The following is an 18,407-nucleotide window of genomic DNA, read 5'->3' on the forward strand; positions in this document are numbered from 1 at the left end:
CTGTTCTGCTTCCGTCATGCGATCAGGTAGCCGACACCCTTTTTCGTCTGGATAAAGTCTGTAAGTCCTGCCTCCTCCAGTTTTTTCCGCAAGCGCGTGACGTTGACGGTCAACGTGTTGTCATCTATAAAGCTGTCCGACTCCCACAGATGCATCATCAGCATATCGCGGCTGACGGCTTTTCCTTTATTTTCGAGAAGGGACTGCAGAATGCGCCACTCATTTTTTGTCAGCTCAATTCGCTTTCCCCGGTAATTCAGCACACCACTTCCCGTATCGAGCATGGCACCGCGGTGCTCGAGGAAATTCGTTTCTCCGGCAAATTCGTAGGTGCGGCGGAGCATCGCCTGGACTTTGGCGGTCAGGACACTTAAATCAAACGGCTTCGCGATAAAGTCATCGCCGCCCATATTAACGGCCATAATGATGTTCATGTTGTCCGATGCAGAAGAAAGAAAAATCACCGGCACTTTAGAGACTTTTCGAATCTCCTGGCACCAGTGAAATCCGTTAAAAAAGGGAAGATGAATGTCCATCAGCACTAATTGCGGATTTTTCACGGCAAATTCAGCGAGAACACTGGAAAAATCCTATACGCAGAACGCATCCATGCCCCAGGAAACCAGGCTCTGCTGCACGGCGCGGGCGATGACTTCATCATCTTCTACAATCATAATTCGATACATGGCTGTTCCTCTGTTGTCTCTAGCAAAGCGGATATTCGCAATCCGCTTCGCTACTTGCTTGATTCGGTTAAAAATATAGACTCCGGGCGGGTGTTTTCAACGCACAGCCGCTCCCGGAGCCGTTTTCGCAGATGATTATACTCTTACAATATAATCTGCTTTTCTTTCTTTTGCCTCCGGGTACTCACAGTCGCGATAGCCGAGGATGCAGTGGCCGATGCCAACATAATTTTCGGAAAGTCCCCACTCTTTTAAGAGGGCTTTTCCCTCCGGGCTCGCGAACTCTTCTTTTGCACGATGGATCCAGCAGGAATCCACACCAACGGCATGTGCTGCAAGCATCAGATTTCCCATGACAAGAGAGCCGTCCTCCACATAAGTTCCGCGCTCCGGGTCAGCAAGCACGATCAGAACGGTCGGAGCGCCGTAGAACGGATCGGATGTTGTACCCATAACAGCCGCATTCATTTTTGAAAGCTTTGCAATCAGCTCCGGTTTCTGTACCACAACAATCACCGGCGACTGTTTTCCCATGCCGGTTGCCGCATACGTTCCGGCCTCCAGAATCGCATCAAGCTGCTCATCCGTAATCTGCTCCGCTTTGTATTTGCGGATGCTTCTTCTTGTTTTGATTGCATTTAATACTTCGTTGTTCATGGTAAAAATCCTCCTGTTCTTTTTTTGTTTTTATCGCAAACGCCGCAGCTTTGTATACCGGACGCATTGCCTGCCTACATCTGTTTCCGCACAATCCGATACTCGTCGCCGAGCTGGTAGTACGGACAGTTGTAAAATTTATCCTGCAGAAAACGTGCCATCTCATCCTCATCAAGATCGACCTCGCAGGTGTAGCACTCATACTCCTCATCATACACAAAATTGCCGCACGACTCACAGCTTGTGGCCATCTGGCGGGAGTGCTTTTTCTTTTGTGTGTGGGGTGTTGGTTCTATCATATGGCAATTCCTCCCATTTCTTACACTTCGCTTTTCCGTTTCGGCGCTTCCGGCAGAGGAAGAATTTCTATTTTTCATCCACAACCTGGAAAGTGTAGAACTTCAGGTAATAGGACTCATCCGCCGCCCACAGAATTGGGTGATCCGGAGCCTGGGTGCGGTATTCTACCTGACGGAGACGTTTGTGGACGTTGTGAGCCGCCTGGTTGATGGTTTTTGTAAAGAGTTCGTAGTCCATAAAGTGGGAACACGAACAGGTGCACAGATAGCCGCCGTCTTTGACCAGTTTCATGCCGCGCAGATTGATTTCACGATATCCCTTGATTGCGTTTTTGATGGAGTTTCTTGATTTTGTGAAGGCCGGTGGGTCAAGGATAACGACGTCGAATTTTTCTCCCTCTTTTTCAAGACGCGGCAACAGTTCAAAGACATCCTCGCACACGAAAGATGCTACGTTTTCCAGACCATTTAAGGATGCGTTTTTCCGTGCCTGCTCTACGCCGAGCTCTGATGCATCAACGCCGATAACTTCCTTTGCTCCTGCATATGCCGCATTCAGTGCAAACGATCCGGTGTGGGTAAAGCAATCGAGCACTCTCGCGTCCTTGCAGAGCTTCTGCACAGCCAGACGGTTGTATTTCTGATCCAGGAAGAAACCAGTTTTCTGGCCGTCCTTGACATCGACGAGATAGTGGACACCATTCTCGACGATTTCCACGCTGGTGTCAAACGGCTCGGAGAGAAATCCTTTCACACGCTCCATGCCCTCCTGCTCACGCACTTTTGCATCACTTCGCTCAAACACGCCGCGGATCTTAACCCCGTCAGCTGCCAGAACCTCCTCCAACAGGCGGATGATCGTCATTTTCATTTTGTCGATACCGAGTGCCAGCGACTGAACGACCAGCACATCGGAGAATTTATCCACTACGAGTCCCGGCAGGAAGTCTGCCTCGCCAAAGATCAGGCGGCAGCTCGATGTGTCCGTCACTTTTTTGCGGTATTCCCAGGCATCCTGCACTCTTTTTCTCAAAAATGCTTCATCGATTTCCTGGTCGATATTTCTTGTCATCATACGGATGCGGATTTTGGAATGCTCGTTGATGAAACCTCGTCCCATCGGGTATCCGTCGAAGTCGCGCACCAGCACGATATCTCCGTTTTCATATGCTCCTAAAATCGAAGCGATCTCATTATCAAAAATCCAGGCTCCGCCCTGCTTTAGGGCGCGGCCCTCTCCTTTTTTCAGTGTTACAACTGCGTTGCTCAAAAGTTTTTCCTCCTTAAAACAATATAGTTAGCCATATCTAATCATAGACAAATGTGTTTTGCTTGCATTCTCAAAACCGCACTTCCAGCGCTTTTTGCTGCTGCGCAGCTCCTTTTTGCACGAGTGAACTATAACGTCAGATTCCTCTTCCGTCAAACTCCGGAATGAAACTCTCCTCAGCCACCGGGCCTTCCTGTAAAAAGGCGTTGGTGACGCCGAGGGAAAACGTATAGTCCAGCAGACGCTCATACTCCCGCTTTGTCGTTTTCCGGTTCAGCGGACTTATGTTTTCCACCTGCGGAAGCGGCGTGTACTGGCTCATGAGGCTCAGCCAGACGGTATCGCTGTACGTCTCATAGACGTATTTTACCACAGCTTTTGCATTTTTTACAGCACCGGGCAGCAATAAATGGCGCACAATCACACCTTTTTTCATCAGACCATTCTCATCGAATACAGCCCTGCCCGTCTGACGCACCATTTCCGCCAGCGCCCGTTTTGCTGTTTCTGGGTAATCTTCTGCCCGCGAGTACGCTTTTGCAAGCGAGGGAACCATATATTTAAAATCCGTCAGGTAAATATCGATCAGCCCATCCAGAGCCTGCAGGGCTTCCACGCTCTCATACCCGCCGCAGTTATAGACAATCGGTACGGTAAGTCCCTTCTCTTTCGCCAGAAGAAGTGCTTCCCGGATCTGCAGCACGTAGTGGCTCGGCGTCACGAGATTGATGTTATTCGCATTCTGCGCCTGCAGCTCCAGAAAAATATCCGAAAGCCGCCCGATCGAAATCACTTTTCCGCTCTCCATCTCCGCAATATGATGGTTCTGACAGTAAACACACCGCAGATTACACCCGGAAAAGAAAACCGTCCCTGACCCCGTCGTCCCGGAAATACACGGCTCCTCCCAGAAATGCAGCGCCGCCCGCGCCGCCGCAACCCCGGAGGGCGCCTTACAATATCCCGTCTTTCCATGCTCCCGGTCCGCTCCGCACTTCCGCGGACAAACCCGGCACCGGCTCATCTCCAGTTCCAAATCCTGCATCGTATTTCTCCCTTTTCTCTTTAGAAAAAAGCCGTGTCTCCGGAAAATAGTTCTTCCACAGACACAGCTTTCATATTTCTATGCGTCAATTAATATGCCAGAATTTCATATCCATCTTCTGTTACCGCAACCGTAACCTCCCACTGGGCTGACGGTGCGCCGTCCTCAGTGTAGACAGTCCAGTCGTTGTCGGAGTCGATGAAGATCTCATCCGTTCCGAGATTGATCATAGGCTCAATGGTGAATACCATACCCGGTACGAGCAGCATTCCGGTATCGCGTCTTGTGACATAGCTGACGAACGGATCCTCGTGGAACTCCAGACCGACGCCATGACCACCGATGTCACGGACTACTTTATAGCCCTGACTCTGGGCAAATTCATTGATCACCGCGCCGACATTGCCAAGCCGGTTAAACGGACGTACTTCGGAGAGTCCAAGCTGTACGGCTTTTAACGTATCTTCCACCAGCTTCTTTGAAACATCGTCTACCTCACCGATACAGAACATACGGGAAGAGTCGGAAAAATATCCTTTATAAATGGTAGAAACATCAACATTGATGATATCTCCGTCCTGCAGAATTTCCTCTTCGTTCGGAATTCCATGGCATACCGCATCGTTGATGGAGGTACACACGCTCTTCGGAAATCCTTCATAATTCAGCGGTGCTGCAATTCCGCCGAGTTCTTTTGTCTTTTCTGCGACCAGACGGTCGATGTCTTCCGTACTCATGCCTGCATGAATGTTTTCGGCCACATAATCCAGAACTGCAATATTGACAAGACCGCTTTCACGAATTCCATCGATCTGATCCGGTCTTTTGATAATTTTCTTCGGCGGAATTTTCCATCCCTTTAATTTATAAGAATTGATTTTCTCATCCAGCGCCAGATGGCAGTCTTTGTACTTCTTCCCGCTGCCGCACCAGCAGGGATCATTTCTTCCAATTTTTTTCAGCATAATGTTCTATCCTCTTTCTGAACGCGGAACGACAGATCCGATTTTCTGTCTCCCGCTGAAATTCATATAACTCCTCTACTACTTTACCACACTCCGGCAAAACTGCAAGCAAAAGTTCCCAAATGAATAACTCTCTCAAAAGAGACCCTCCGCCGGATTCCGCATGCGGACGGCGCGTGCAGTAAGGTTATCATGCGTGAAAAACTTTTATATCCCGAAATACCGCTTTCCCATCCGATGCATACAGCCCGAAGCATCCGCCCGTCTGATCATACATCCGTGTTCCAAGCGCAATTTTGCCATCCACATAAGCTTCCAGAATCGTACCGTCTGCAATCACATCGACATGAAAGCTTCTTCCCGTTGATGACGGCAGCGGCCGTTCCAGTTCCACCTCATATGGGAACATCTGTCCGCCCCGCTCTGTCATGCGGACTCCGGATTTAAACTCGATCCGGCGGCGGCCAAAATCAATCAGAAGATAATAACCGACCGTAAATGTTTCTTCGACATGCACGGCAATTCCAACGCTCGGACAATCCCCGTCCACTTCGACGTCAAAGGAAAGACGGCTCGTTTCCCCCACCGGATTCAGCAGCAGCGCACCAAAATCGTACGGTGCATCAACCTCTGCCTGGTTCTTTTCCAGCTTCCACTCTCCTGTCAGTGCCTGCATCTGAAGCGGTTCTTCCCATCCCACGGCTTCCAGCACCTGTGGAATCGGCTTCACAAAAAGATCGCCATTCTCATCCTGCCACAGCTCATGCACCACCAGACTGCCGCCCCAGTCCCATGTATTACAGTCTTTTCCGGGATATCCCGGCGGATCAAAATTGTGCTCGTTGACTTCTCTTGTCGGATTCCAGCCGTAAACGTATCGGTGAACGCCATCACTTCCCGTCTTTGCCGCATAAAAAGCACGCGTGTCGAACGTATCAATTTCCGGCGTCTGCCACGGTCCATACGGACTTCTGCTCTTCCGGTACATCGTCTGATAGCGGTCCGCATACGAAGAAAAGACGAGATAATACCAGTCTCCCATCCGGAAAAAGTCAGGGCACTCAAACGCACACTGTGCATTCATCGGAGCATAGAACGGCTCGCAGTAGTCCCAGTGATGCAGATCCTTCGATTTGCACAGACCCACACAGCCTCTCCTCGTCGTTTTTCCTTTTTTCTGCGCCGCAAAAATCATCCACCAGCAGTTTTCCTCCTCACTCCAGAAAACAAACGGATCCCTCCAGTGGATCGGCTCATAGATCACATCATCCGATGCGAAGCGGTCCTCCGGGATTTCCGTCCACACATCCAGATCGGTGCTGACGGCGTGATTCATGTAGTTCTTCTCTGGCAGCTTCTGAAAGGTACAGTAAAACATGTGATACAGGCCATCCACTTTGATCACAGAACCCGTGCCGCCCACAATTTTTGTATCATGCTCCGTATAATGAATATGATCTGTCGTGCTCAGCATCACCCAGCTGTCCTGATGCTGTTCATCCCGGTTCGCACGGTAATTGCGAAGATAAAACGGTTTAAAAACACCATTGTCATAATAGGGGATCACATCACCCAGCACTGCCTTTTCCGGTCGAAAATAAAGACTCATCCGCTCACCCTCCCATCGTTGTCAATTGAATATTTTCAAAGCGCACCTTTCCGTCAGATACAGCAAGACCAAACTTCCGGTCGTGCAAGTCATACGCGCGCACACTGAGAGCCGTTGTTCCGCCCACATAGACTTCCATCACAGACTCATCGATATAAATTTCCATGGAATACGTTTTCCCCGGAATCAGTTCCAGCGGCCGCTCCAGCTCGACATCGTACTGGAACGTCCATCCGCCCTGCTCATGCATACGGATTGCGCTCTTGTACTCCAGACGCTGCCGCTTCGGATCTAAGTAGAAATAGTAGCCTCTCGCAAACTCCTCATCCACCTGCAGTGCCACGGCAAAACGCTCTGTTCCTTCCGAAAACGTGAAATCAAATGCCAGACAGCCCTGATGCGGAACATCGTTTTCACTGAGTGCAGACGCATAAGCATACGGCGTATCAACAACGGCAGATGTTTCACCAATCTCCCACGCGCCGTTCATCGGTGCCCACTTTACGTCATTTTGAATGGTCAGAACCTCTTTCAGCGCCGGATTTGGTCTTACCGCCAGTGTGCCGTCCTCCCGTGCATAAATTTCATGCGGAATCAGCGTACCGCCCCAGTCATATGTTTTGTAATCGTATCCCTCGTGGTTCGGATCCGGGTCGAAATTCCAGGTGTTCTGTGTCCTTGTCGGATTCCAGCCGAACAGATACCGGTGGTTTCCATCCCCGCAGCTTTTTGCCGCGTAGAACGCACGACCGTCAAAGGAATCTGTTTTCGGGCGTTTCCACGGTCCATGGCAGGAACGGCTCATGCGGTAAATGGTCTGGAAACGGTCTGTGAACTGCGAAAAGATCAGATACCACCAGCCGTTTTCGTAAAACATATCCGGGCATTCGTATGCCGACATGCTCGCATGTGGTGCATACAGCGGCTCACAGCACTCCCAGTGGTGAAGATCGGCAGATTTACATAAGCCCACACAGCCGCGGCGGCCTGTTTTTCCCTGGCTCTGCGCGCACAGCAGCATCCACCAGCAGTTTTCTTCCTCATTCCAGAACACGTATGGATCGCGCCAGTCGGTCGGCAGATAGATCGTTTCGTCCGGTCCGAATGTTTCTTCTTCGTGTTTCGTCCAACTGTCCAGATCACGGCTCGTCGCGTGGCAGACGTACTGCCGCTGCGGATTCTGTTCAAAGACGCAGTAATATAAATGGTAAATCCCATCTGCCTTGATGACAGATCCCGTTCCTCCCAGAATCCCAATCGCCGTCTCCGGCCCGTAATGCACCATATCTTTTGTGTTTAGCAGATGCCAGCCGTCTTTCCTGTCGCTGCCGAAATATGGATTCCAGTTTTTCAGATAAAAAAGGTGGAATTTCCCATCTTCATAATAAGGAATCACATCGCCGACACGGGCATGCTGCGGGGTATAAAATAACTGCATATTTTTTTCTTCTCCTTTCCGTTTTTCTGCGGTTTTTCCCGCTTTTTCGTACTCTTTTTCCGATGCTTTTATTATACTTTTTCCCCTGTAAAATTACAATTAAAATCAGGTATATTTGCCCCGATTTCCGGCAATACTTTTTCATGAAACCACCAAAGAAAGTAAGAAAGGAAGATGCACGATGAGTGGAGATGCAGAGCTTTTAAACTTTATTTACCAGAACTCCCAGATGGGTGTCGACACGATCCGGCAGCTCATTGGAGTCGTTGAGGACAAAGACTTAAAAGAACATCTGAAAACCCAGTTTCAGGGCTATGAGGAATTTCATCAGGCGGCAAAGGAGCTGCTGAATGAACACGGCTACGATGAAAAAGGCCTTGGCATAATGGAAAAAGCACGCACGTATTTTATGATAAACCTGCAGACTATGACGGATCCGTCCGTCTCACACATTGCCAGCATGCTGATTACCGGAAGCAGCATGGGCATCGTCGAGGCAATCCAGAAGTACCGCCAGTATGAGGACGCGGATCCCAAAATCCGGGATCTGATGGATAAGCTGCGAAAATTTGAAGAATACAACATGGAAAAGTTAAAAGATTTCTTATGAAAATCATATTCAGCCAAACTACCCGCATCTGCAGATCCTGCGAGTGGCAGCTTCTTTCGGATGCAAAGGAATCGAGAAACGATCCGGTACCGGCACAAAACAGTGCCGCACCGGATTTTGAGTTGTTTTGACCGTTTTACAAACTTTACATACATTTAACACAAAACTGTTTTTAGATGTGTTATCTTCTAAATGTAGGTTTTTTCTCGAGTAAGACCTGCAAAACGTGTATCTATTGTTAAAACCACGAAAAGAAAAAGAAAATTACGTAAAGGGAGAAATTATGGACATTTTTGGAGTGTTATCCTTTGTCGGTGGCCTTGCCATGTTCTTATACGGCATGAGTGCCATGGGCGATGGCCTGACCAAACTTTCCGGCGGTAAACTGGAATACCTGCTGGAAAAGCTGACATCAAAGCGGATTATGGCAGTTCTTTTAGGTGCCGGTGTTACCGCAGTTATCCAGTCCTCTTCTGCAACTACTGTTATGGTTGTCGGATTCGTAAACTCCGGCATCATGAAGCTGAACCAGGCAGTCGGCATCATCATGGGCGCCAATATCGGTACCACCATCACTTCCTGGATCTTAAGTCTTACCGGCATTCAGGGCGACAATGTATTCATTAAAATGCTGAACCCGTCGTCCTTTTCCCCCATTCTTGCAATCATCGGCGTTTTTATGCTGATGCTGGCAAAGAGCGATAAAAAGAAAAATGTCGGTACCCTGTTAACCGGTTTTTCCATTCTGATGTTTGGTATGCACACCATGAGCAGCGCTGTATCACCGCTCGCAGATGTACCGGAATTCACGGGACTTCTCGTAAAATTCTCCATGCCGGTTCTAGGTGTTCTTGCCGGAACCATTCTGACCGCCGTGATCCAGAGTTCCTCTGCTTCTGTCGGTATTCTCCAGGCACTCTGCGCAACTGGTTCCGTCAGCTACGCCGTAGCCATTCCGATCATTATGGGACAGAATATCGGTACATGTATTACCGCACTGCTCTCCTCCATCGGTACAAGCCGCAATGCACGCCGTACCGCAATGGTTCACCTTTATTTTAACATCATCGGTACTGTTCTTTTCCTGGTTCTCTTCTATGGAATCAATGCCTTTGTGCATTTTCCATTCCTGGAAACCTCCGCAAATGCAGCCGGCATCGCAATCGTTCACTCCGGCTTCAATATTTTTGCAACACTAATCCTGTTCCCGTTTGCAGACGGACTGGTCAAACTTGCGAAACTGACCATTCCGGACGGACCGGAAGAAAAAGCAGACGAAGCTGTTCAGATGCTCGATACCCGTTTCCTCGACAGCCCGGCTTTTGCTCTGCAGCAGTGTAAAGTCGCAGCCGCAAAAATGGCAGAGCTGACCGAAACCGGCCTTGTTACTTCTGTTGACCTGATGGCCTCCTACAACGAGGCGGATGCGGAAAATGTAGATATTCTTGAGAAAAAGGTGGATCATTTTGAAGATGCCCTCGGCACATATCTGGTGAAACTTTCCAGTGAAAAGCTTTCCCCAAAGGACAGCCAGACACTTTCCATGATCCTGCACTGCATCGGCGATTTCGAACGAATTTCCGATCACACCGTCAACATCATGAAAGCTGCAAGAGAGATGCATGACAAGAACCTGCAGTTCTCTTCTGACGGAGCCGCAGAGCTTGCTGTTTATGGAAAAGCAGTCAAAGATATTGTCAGCCTGACCTTCTCCGTTTTCAACAATGAGGATGTAAAAAAAGCAAATGAAGTGGAACCACTCGAGCAGGTGATTGACAGCCTGAATTCCAGCCTGAAGAACCACCACATCGAACGGCTCCAGAGTGGAAAATGCACGATCGAGCTTGGTTTTATCCTTTCCGATGTGATGACCGACTTCGAACGGATTTCCGACCACTGCTCCAACATTGCCGTCTGCGTCAGCCAGATCCACAGCGGATCGTTTGATACACACGAATATCTGCATGCGCTGAAGAAAGAAGAAGAGTTTGAGTCAGAGTACAAAGAACTGAAAAAACAGTATCAGCTGCCAACGCTGAAAGCCTAAAAACAGACTGTACTGTAACCATAAGCTGTACAACCGGGAATTTTTATGGTAAGAATCTTCCCTTCCTTAGGCTGTCACTGTTTTGTTACCATATCACAGATGCATTACTCAATCTACTATTTTTCTCTGAATTTTTCCAAAAAATACCGACTGCCCATCAATATTGATATATTCTACATTGGCAGTCGGTATTTCTATTTCATTCTATTCTTTTCTTTATACCACCTGATCCTTCGCAATAAATACCGGGAAGGAATCGGTTCCTTTGAGCTGTTTTCCCTCAGATACCGTAACGTATTTATCAGAAACAACGTACTCAATCTCAGCGCCTGCTTCAATCACGGTATCCTGCATCAGAATGCAATTCTTTACTTTTGCTCCCTTGGCTACCTTGACACCACGGAACAAAATGCTGTTTTCGATTTCGCCTTCGATCACACAGCCGTCTGCTACCATCACGTTTTTCGCTTTTGATCCGTTGATATAACGGGTCGGATTGTCGTCGCGGACTTTGGTATAAATCGGGTTTCCCAAGAAGAGGCTATCCAGATTTTCATCTTTTAAGAGCTTCATGTTCTCATCAAAATAGCTCTTCATATCGTCGATTCTTGCCTGATAACCGGTAAACTCATATCCCTGAATGTTCAGTTTCTCCGTTTGCGGTGCCAGAACATCACGCTCAAAGAATTTATTTCCAAGGACAAAGCCTTTTTTGATTTCGTCGATCAGAAGCTTACGCTCCATCACGTAGATATTCATCGATACATTTTGTACTCCGTGTTCCTCTGAGTTTACAAAAATCTTGCTGATCTTCTGTCCTGCCATGGAGAAGGTGTAGTGCAGATAATTGGTTTTCTCGTAAGAGCTTCTGACGCCTTCCGGAATCGGCTGCTTGGTATAAGCTGCAGTAACATCTGCGCCGCTTTCGATATGCTGATTCAGCATCTCTTTGAAATCAAAATTGCAGGCAATGTTGGTATCTGCCATAACAACGTATTTTTCTTTCTGCCATTTCAGGAAATCGAGAACATTTGCCAGTGCTTCCACTCTTCCGGAGTACACCTGAATTTTCTTCTCGGAATAAGGCGGAACAATGTTTAAGCCGCCTTTTTTTCTGGCAAGATCCCACTCACGTCCGGAGCCGAGATGATCCATCAGCGAATGGTAATTTTTGCGGACGATAATGGATACATTTCCGATTCCGCAGTTTACCATGCTGGATAAAATAAAGTCCACCATGCGGTAACGGCTGGCAAAAGGAATGGAGGCCATCAGACGCTCGTTTACCAGATCCGGTACCTGCTCATCATAGCTGTTTGGGAAAATGATGCCCAGTGCATCTGCATTTGCGTTTACCATTCTTCTTCACCATCCTTTACATTTGCATTTACCATTGCATTTGGTCCTACTTTGGCACGCTCACCGATATGGATTCCGGATCCGATGGTGGCAACACCTTTTTCACCGTCATGCGGCATTTCTCCTACCACGGCATTCTGGCCAATCACAACGTTTTCCGCAACAATACAGTGTTTCACGACTGCTCCGGATTCGATCACGGTTCCTCCCATGATAACGGCATCTTCTACTTCTGCGCCCTCTGCGATTTTTACGCCGGAGAACAGAATCGAATGTTTGACATGACCTGCAATACGGCAGCCATCGGTGATCATACAGTTTTCCACAACAGCGGTTTCGGTGATCTTATGGCCTGTTTTTCCGCTGTTTCGGCTGTAAATCTTCCAGTTATTGTCAAACAGGTTGATTCCGCTGTGTTCCGGATCGAGGATTTCCATGTTTGCCTCCCACAAGGAGGAGATGGTTCCTACATCTTTCCAGTATCCGCTGAAGTGATAAGCGTACATATTGCGTCCGTCTTTTAAAAGATTCGGGATGATGTTGTTTCCGAAATCATTCGAAGAATTCGGGTCTGCCTCGTCCTCAATCAGATATTTTTTCAGGATATCCCAGTTAAAAATGTAGATACCCATGGATGCCAGATTGGATTTCGGCTGTTTTGGTTTTTCCTGAAACTCGGTGATTTTGTCATTTTCATCTGCCACCATAAGTCCGAAACGGGATGCTTCCTCCCACGGTACTTCCATAACCGCAACGCTGAACTCTGCCCCCTTTTCCTTATGGAAGCGGAGGAAATCGCTGTAGTCCTGTTTGCAGATCTGGTCTCCGGAAAGGATGATGACGTACTCCGGATCGTAGCTCTCGATGAATGGAATATTCTGGTAGATGGCATTTGCAGTTCCTTTATACCAGTCAGAACCTGAGGCTTTCTGATAAGGAGGCAGCACGTGAACACCTCCATGGAGGCGGTCCAGATCCCACGGCTGGCCGTTTCCTATGTACTCATTTAACACCATTGGCTGATACTGTGTCAGAATACCTACGGTATCAATTCCGGAATTTACGCAGTTAGAAAGTGGGAAATCGATGATTCTATATTTTCCGCCAAATGGAACTGCCGGTTTTGCAAGCTTCTCGGTCAGCGCATAAAGGCGAGATCCCTGACCTCCGGCAAGAAGCATTGCTATCATTTCTTTTGCCATAATCTATCCCCCTGTTTTAATAGATGCATTCATTATAACACACTATTTGCTCTATGGACAATATTTTTGTGCATTTTTCACTATTTTTTATTTTTTTACCGATTTTATTCTGTATTTTTCTCCAGTTTTACAGTTCTTTCGTGAGCTTTTTACATTTTATGCCACCAAGCTGGGCTTGCAGATTGCGGAAATCGCTTATCTCTTGCAGTCACAGCCTTGCTCCTTTGACCGTACAAAAAGCAGCCCCGCAAAGCCTTATGGTAAAGGTCTGCGGGGCTGCTTCTATGTTTTTTGATTTTTTATGCTTTTGTAACGGTAACTGCCTCTTCGAGATCGAACTGATCACCGTATGGTTTGCAGTCATCATAGGCGAGGGACTGCAGAACAACATTCAGAATGCGGTATGCACAGGTCTGAAGCTGTCCAAGCGGCAGAGTTCCGTCTGCAACAGATGCTACAATTTCCTGACGGTTTCCTTGCTGGCCAGGCATCTGCAGATCGTTTCCTGCAAGAACACACTCTCTTGAAGTGGAATGTCCATATTTCAGGTTATATTTGTAAGCGAACAATCCGCTCATGTCCTCTGAGGTTCCCCAGTCGGTCATGACATAGCCTGCGAAGCCCCACTCATCTCTTGCTGCTGCGGTCAGAAGGTCGTGGCTGTTGGCAGTATGCACACCGTTTACCAGGTTGTAGGAAGACATGATCGTCATCGGCTGTGCTGTCTTGACTGCGATTTCAAAGCCCTTCAGATAGATTTCACGCATTGCGCGCTCGCTGATGTGCTCATTGACGTACATACGGTTATCTTCCTGGTTGTTGGCTGCAAAGTGCTTGATACTGGTTCCGATTCCGGCATGGGACTGGATTCCTCTGGTATCGGCTGCGGCGCACATACCTGCCACCAGCGGATCTTCCGAGTAGTACTCGAAATTTCTTCCGCAAAGCGGATTTCTGTGAATATTCATGCCAGGCGCCAGCCATACGGAAATGTGGAATTCTTCCATCTCTTTTCCGACGATATCACCGCATTTCCGGATCAGATCCATGTTCCACGATTGCGCAAGAAGCGCTGCTACCGGGATTGCGGTGCAGTACTGGAAATACTCCGTGCCGCCTTCCGGAACTTCGATTTCATTTTTGTTAAACGCATCTTCCAGAGGATTTCCGGAGGATACCATCTTTCCGTCTGCATCAACGACAAAGTGCGGAATCAGACGAAGACCGGCCGGACCGTCTGCAAGAATCGTATTGTAAATACCTCTGTCCTCAAGAAGAATGGAAGTTGTATCTCCCGCTGCTCCAGGCGCCATATCGGAAGAAGATCCGATAAATCCTTCCTGGCCAAGTCCGTCTGCAGTACCATTGCAGACGGCAGCCATCTCCTCTACGGTCAGCTGCGATACGAGATCTTTTAACGTCGCTTTTCCGCTCTTTACATCTGCCGCTGTCAGCTTCTCTCCCTCATAAGCCGGGAATGCTTCCGGTGTCTCACTGTAGACAACAGTCTCCGTCTTGATGCATTTGCTGCAGATATCGATCTGTTTTGCAGCTGCTTTTTCTTCTGCCTCACCTTCATAGCTGTACGGTGTTACGCCTGCTTTGGAGAGTTCCTGTGGAGCGTCATCTGCCGGGAAGAGATTCTTTCCCTGAACCGTAACAACGGTCTCTTTGAGATTCAGGGCTGCTGCTACTTTCGTTGTTCTGGAGCTGTTGCCGACACGGATGTAATACGTTCCTGCCTCGAGTACCCATGCTGCTTTTTTCTCATCGTAGGAAGCCATAGATCTCGTCGGGAAGGAAATGGTAATCGTCTGGGACTCACCCGGCGAGAGCAGATCGGATTTTCCGAAGCCGCCAAGCTCCTGATACGGTTTCTCAATCGTGCCATCCGGTGCGGAATAGTAAACCTGTACGACTTCTTTTCCGGCGAATGTATCACCAATATTCTTTACGGATGCGGTAACGGTAACGTTCTTGGCATCTGCCTCCACGTCCCTTACTTCCGTCTCAAAATCAGTATAACCTTTGCCATAGCCGAAGCAGTAGTTCGGGGTTACGTTGAAGGTGTCAAAATAACGGTAGCCGACATAAATGCCGTCGCTGTAATACTCATCGTTGGTGTCACCGTTGTTGTGGCTGAAATTTTTTGAGGACGGATAGTCTTCATAGGAAGCAGCCCATGTATCAGTCAGCTTTCCGGATGGGATGCTCTTTCCGAGAACAACGTCTGCAACGATGTTTCCGGTTGCATTTCCGGCCTGTCCTGCAAGAAGAATTGCATTCAGTCCTTTGATTTTCTTTAACTCTGTGGTGTCTACAAGGTTCGCAATATTCAAAATTAAAACTGTTTTCTCATAATGCTCTGCCAGATAGGCAATGTCAGCGAGCTCGTTTTCGCCGAGCAGATAATCGCATGCTCTGTTATAGCGGTCTGCACCTTCACCGGAGTTTCTTGACAGAACATAGATAGCGGTATCGGTGTCCTCTTTTTCGGTAATTACCGGCACGTCAGGCTGTGCAAATACTTCCGAGAACATAACAGCAAAAATCGGAACGTGAAGCTCCTCTGCTTTTTTTGCCAGCTCTGCCTGATATGCAGCCTGCGCATCTGCAAGCACTTTGTCATATTCATCGAGCCATTTACCAGTCAGAATTTCAAAGCCGGCCTCTTTTAAGCCCTGTTCGATCGTAACAACCGTTCTTGTGTTAACGTCTCCGGAACCGGTACCCCCTTTTACCGTGTGGCGGACGCCGTTACCATAAACTGCGACTTTTCCTGCACCGGCAAGCGGCAGGGTTCCGTCGTTTTCAAGAAGTGTCATGCACTCACCGGCCAGTTCACGTACCAGCGCGGAATGTTCTTTTTCTCTTGCAGATACTTCTCCTGTTTTTGATGCATAAAATGTTGCCATAATTCTAATACCTCCCAATAATAAATTCACATATAGCGCTTATATTGTAACGCATTTTTCGTCATTATGCAAAAGTTTTTTCACCTGTTTTCTCATATTTTATTTGTATTTTGTGCATTTTCTCTTATTATCCGACTTTTCTGTCTTTTTTTCGCTCATTGATTTCTTTTTTTATTTTTTATATTGATGCTTTTATTCTATTAATTTTCTGTAAACGATACGCTTTTTTACCTTTTTTTTCGTCTTCTTTTACAAAATTCGTTGACGCGTTTGATTTTGGCAGTATAATGGAATCAGAGATCAATTTTAGGAGGCCCCCATTATGTTAAAACAACTTTCTATTTTCGCAGAAAATAAAAAAGGCACGATGCAGCAGATCACACAGATTCTGTTTGAAAACGACGTCAATATTTTAGGTTCCGTCAACAACGACAGCGCAGAGTACGGCATTGTCCGCATGGTCGTTTCCGATCCGGATAAAGCAGAGCAGGCGCTTCAGGCTGCCGGTTACATGACACGCCAGACGGATGTACTCGGTGTCGAGGTAGTTGATCAGCCGGGTAACTTAAATTCCCTTCTGAAAACACTGCTTGAGACAAATATCGACATCGACTATATCTATCTCTCTTTCAACCGCGAGTCCGGCTGCCCGATCATGGTGTTCCATGTACCGGATGTGTACGAGACAGAAGCAAGCTTAAAGAGCAAAGGATATACCGTTCTTTAAAACTTTTGCACTATCCTTTTACGGTCTGATCATACCAGTTTCCGATCCGTTATGCTATAACCATTCTGACTTTCCGCTGTTGTTTCTTTGACTCTTGCAGCACAGTTAGAGCGTGTTTGAAAAAGACATCTGGCGAAGTGATTTTTCACCCCTGCAGATGTCTTTTTTCTATATCATCTATTCTTTTTCTTCATCCTCAAACAGATGATCCCGCGTAATGTTTTTTGCCCACAGTCCGCTCTTATACCGTTTCAGAACCCACGGCCATTTTACAAACTCGTCTGTACACAGCAGGAAATAAACCACAAGGACAGGAAGCTTGAAGACAAACGCTGCAATAAATCCAAGCGGCACCGCGTAGCACCACATATCAATCGTATCGCAGACCAGTCCGAACTTTGTGTCACCTCCGGCACGGAATACTCCGGCAATCAGCGTCGTATTGACGGCCGCCCCCATAATATAATAGGTATTGATCAGCAGCATATATTTCAGATAATGCATCGCGGTCTCATTTAAAGAAGCAAATTTCAATACAAACGGCGTGATACCCAGCACAACCAGTCCGCCCACAGCTCCGGCAACAACCGTCAGCTTCAGCAGTTTCGATGCATATTCCTTCGCCTTTTCCAGATTTCCTTCTCCCATAACATTTCCAAGCAGAATACCGCCTGCACTTGCCACACCAAAGCACAGCACGGTTCCGATATTTCTTACAACGACAACGAGCGAGTTTGCCGCTACCGCATCGCTTCCCAGATGGCCCAGGATCACAGAATACATCGAAAATGCAACGCCCCAGGAAAGATCATTTCCAAGTGCCGGAAGTGAAAGCTTCACAAAATCGGAAAACAGCAGCTTGTTGCGGATGAACATGTACCGCAGATCGAGCTTGATATCCTTACTCATAATCGACACAATCACGCAGCCGATCAGTTCAATGACACGCGACATCGCCGTTGCGATTGCAACACCGGTTGCTCCAAGCTTCGGAAATCCGAAGAGGCCAAAAATGAAGCATGCGTTGAAAAATACGTTCAGTGCGAATGCCATCATATTCATCGCCATGCTGATCGTCACACGGCCGAGGCTTCGAAGCACCGCAAGATAGATCTCCGTAATGCCCCAGCACAGGTAGGTCACACCCATGACGCGCAGATACGAAGCACCGATCCGGATCAGTTCCGCATTATCTGTAAACAGACGCATCATCATCTGTGGCATGGTAAAAGCAATTCCTGCCACAACGACGGAGATGATGACGGAGAATCGAAGTGCGATTCCCTCGACAGTCTGAATTGCTCGCATATTGCCTTTTCCAAAGTACTGGGCACACAGAAGTGTTGCTCCTGTTCCCAGTCCGTAATAAACCATAAATAATACATTTGCATAGTTGGATGCCAGGGATACCGCGGAAATAGCGGACTGTCCCACGTAGTTCAGCATCACGACATCGGCAGAGTTGACTGCCGCGCTTAAAAGATTCTGAATCACAATCGGCAGAACCAGCTTAAAAATCTGGCTGTAAAAGCCCTGCTCTTTTGTTGTTGCCCTCATGTTTCTTCTCCATTTCTCTTC

14 protein-coding genes and 1 pseudogene are annotated in these 18,407 nt (G+C 47.8%); 3 read left to right on the forward strand and 12 right to left on the reverse strand.

Features of this window, described 5'->3' with window-relative positions; all coding sequences use genetic code 11:
• Positions 1–14 precede the first annotated feature (14 nt).
• The 8 genes and pseudogenes from DXD02_RS16215 to DXD02_RS05125 all read right to left on the reverse strand — a co-directional run bounded on the left by DXD02_RS16215 (position 15) and on the right by DXD02_RS05125 (position 7,969).
• Positions 15–686: pseudogene (locus DXD02_RS16215) on the reverse strand (response regulator transcription factor).
• Between the two features lie 135 nt (positions 687–821).
• Complete coding sequence (locus DXD02_RS05095; protein WP_022461381.1) at positions 822–1,343, reverse strand: nitroreductase family protein; 522 nt, start codon at positions 1,341–1,343, stop codon at positions 822–824.
• A 74-nt stretch (positions 1,344–1,417) separates the two neighbouring features.
• A complete protein-coding gene (locus tag DXD02_RS05100) occupies positions 1,418–1,642 on the reverse strand; it encodes a DUF6472 family protein (protein WP_118666480.1) in 225 nt (74 codons plus the stop codon).
• Between the two features lie 67 nt (positions 1,643–1,709).
• Positions 1,710–2,912, reverse strand: a complete 1,203-nt coding sequence (locus DXD02_RS05105; protein ID WP_022461383.1) for a class I SAM-dependent rRNA methyltransferase — start codon at positions 2,910–2,912, stop codon at positions 1,710–1,712.
• A 136-nt stretch (positions 2,913–3,048) separates the two neighbouring features.
• Positions 3,049–3,957, reverse strand: a complete 909-nt coding sequence (locus tag DXD02_RS05110) for a radical SAM protein (protein WP_243106361.1) — start codon at positions 3,955–3,957, stop codon at positions 3,049–3,051.
• Between the two features lie 89 nt (positions 3,958–4,046).
• Positions 4,047–4,922 (reverse strand): methionyl aminopeptidase, encoded by an 876-nt coding sequence (locus DXD02_RS05115; RefSeq protein WP_022461385.1) that lies wholly within the window; start codon positions 4,920–4,922, stop codon positions 4,047–4,049.
• A gap of 190 nt (positions 4,923–5,112) precedes the next feature.
• Entirely contained in the window at positions 5,113–6,531 is a 1,419-nt protein-coding gene (locus DXD02_RS05120; protein WP_117509271.1) for a GH32 C-terminal domain-containing protein, read from the reverse strand.
• A gap of 4 nt (positions 6,532–6,535) precedes the next feature.
• Complete coding sequence (locus tag DXD02_RS05125; RefSeq protein WP_118666481.1) at positions 6,536–7,969, reverse strand: glycoside hydrolase family 32 protein; 1,434 nt, start codon at positions 7,967–7,969, stop codon at positions 6,536–6,538.
• Positions 7,970–8,150: 181 nt separating this feature from the next.
• Here DXD02_RS05125 and DXD02_RS05130 point away from each other — a divergent pair, with 181 nt between their 5' ends.
• Both DXD02_RS05130 and DXD02_RS05135 read left to right on the forward strand, forming a co-directional pair.
• A complete protein-coding gene (locus tag DXD02_RS05130) occupies positions 8,151–8,579 on the forward strand; it encodes a hypothetical protein (RefSeq protein ID WP_022461386.1) in 429 nt (142 codons plus the stop codon).
• Positions 8,580–8,862: 283 nt separating this feature from the next.
• Positions 8,863–10,626 (forward strand): Na/Pi cotransporter family protein, encoded by a 1,764-nt coding sequence (locus DXD02_RS05135; protein WP_118666482.1) that lies wholly within the window; start codon positions 8,863–8,865, stop codon positions 10,624–10,626.
• A gap of 216 nt (positions 10,627–10,842) precedes the next feature.
• Here the strand turns inward: DXD02_RS05135 and glgD are convergent, their stop codons facing one another.
• The 3 genes from glgD to DXD02_RS05150 all read right to left on the reverse strand — a co-directional run bounded on the left by glgD (position 10,843) and on the right by DXD02_RS05150 (position 16,102).
• A complete protein-coding gene (gene glgD, locus DXD02_RS05140; protein WP_118666483.1) occupies positions 10,843–11,985 on the reverse strand; it encodes a glucose-1-phosphate adenylyltransferase subunit GlgD in 1,143 nt (380 codons plus the stop codon).
• Positions 11,979–13,187, reverse strand: a complete 1,209-nt coding sequence (locus DXD02_RS05145) for a glucose-1-phosphate adenylyltransferase (RefSeq protein WP_118666484.1) — start codon at positions 13,185–13,187, stop codon at positions 11,979–11,981. The genes glgD and DXD02_RS05145 overlap by 7 nt, the downstream gene beginning before the upstream one ends.
• Before the next feature lie 299 nt (positions 13,188–13,486).
• The gene (locus DXD02_RS05150) at positions 13,487–16,102 is read right to left on the reverse strand and encodes a glycoside hydrolase family 3 protein (RefSeq protein WP_118666485.1); all 2,616 of its coding nucleotides are present in this window, start codon (positions 16,100–16,102) and stop codon (positions 13,487–13,489) included.
• 322 nt (positions 16,103–16,424) lie between these two features.
• On the opposite strand from DXD02_RS05150, the gene DXD02_RS05155 reads away from it, so the two are divergent.
• On the forward strand, positions 16,425–16,829 hold the full coding sequence (locus tag DXD02_RS05155; protein ID WP_022461391.1) for an ACT domain-containing protein: 405 nt from the start codon (positions 16,425–16,427) through the stop codon (positions 16,827–16,829).
• Between the two features lie 177 nt (positions 16,830–17,006).
• Here the strand turns inward: DXD02_RS05155 and DXD02_RS05160 are convergent, their stop codons facing one another.
• Complete coding sequence (locus DXD02_RS05160) at positions 17,007–18,386, reverse strand: MATE family efflux transporter (RefSeq protein WP_055219500.1); 1,380 nt, start codon at positions 18,384–18,386, stop codon at positions 17,007–17,009.
• Positions 18,387–18,407 lie beyond the last annotated feature (21 nt).

It is taken from the genome of Blautia sp. TF10-30 (genome assembly GCF_003481245.1).
GTDB lineage: Bacteria > Bacillota > Clostridia > Lachnospirales > Lachnospiraceae > Fusicatenibacter > Fusicatenibacter saccharivorans.

Coding starts and splice junctions, on each gene's coding strand:
- DXD02_RS05095 (WP_022461381.1), bottom strand. CDS start 1,343: ATGAACAACGAAGTATTAAATGCAATCAAAACAAGAAGAAGCATCCGC.
- DXD02_RS05100 (WP_118666480.1), bottom strand. CDS start 1,642: ATGATAGAACCAACACCCCACACACAAAAGAAAAAGCACTCCCGCCAG.
- DXD02_RS05110 (WP_243106361.1), bottom strand. CDS start 3,957: ATGCAGGATTTGGAACTGGAGATGAGCCGGTGCCGGGTTTGTCCGCGG.
- DXD02_RS05115 (WP_022461385.1), bottom strand. CDS start 4,922: ATGCTGAAAAAAATTGGAAGAAATGATCCCTGCTGGTGCGGCAGCGGG.
- DXD02_RS05120 (WP_117509271.1), bottom strand. CDS start 6,531: ATGAGTCTTTATTTTCGACCGGAAAAGGCAGTGCTGGGTGATGTGATC.
- DXD02_RS05125 (WP_118666481.1), bottom strand. CDS start 7,969: ATGCAGTTATTTTATACCCCGCAGCATGCCCGTGTCGGCGATGTGATT.
- DXD02_RS05130 (WP_022461386.1), top strand. CDS start 8,151: ATGAGTGGAGATGCAGAGCTTTTAAACTTTATTTACCAGAACTCCCAG.
- DXD02_RS05135 (WP_118666482.1), top strand. CDS start 8,863: ATGGACATTTTTGGAGTGTTATCCTTTGTCGGTGGCCTTGCCATGTTC.
- glgD (WP_118666483.1), bottom strand. CDS start 11,985: ATGGTAAACGCAAATGCAGATGCACTGGGCATCATTTTCCCAAACAGC.
- DXD02_RS05145 (WP_118666484.1), bottom strand. CDS start 13,187: ATGGCAAAAGAAATGATAGCAATGCTTCTTGCCGGAGGTCAGGGATCT.
- DXD02_RS05150 (WP_118666485.1), bottom strand. CDS start 16,102: ATGGCAACATTTTATGCATCAAAAACAGGAGAAGTATCTGCAAGAGAA.
- DXD02_RS05155 (WP_022461391.1), top strand. CDS start 16,425: ATGTTAAAACAACTTTCTATTTTCGCAGAAAATAAAAAAGGCACGATG.
- DXD02_RS05160 (WP_055219500.1), bottom strand. CDS start 18,386: ATGAGGGCAACAACAAAAGAGCAGGGCTTTTACAGCCAGATTTTTAAG.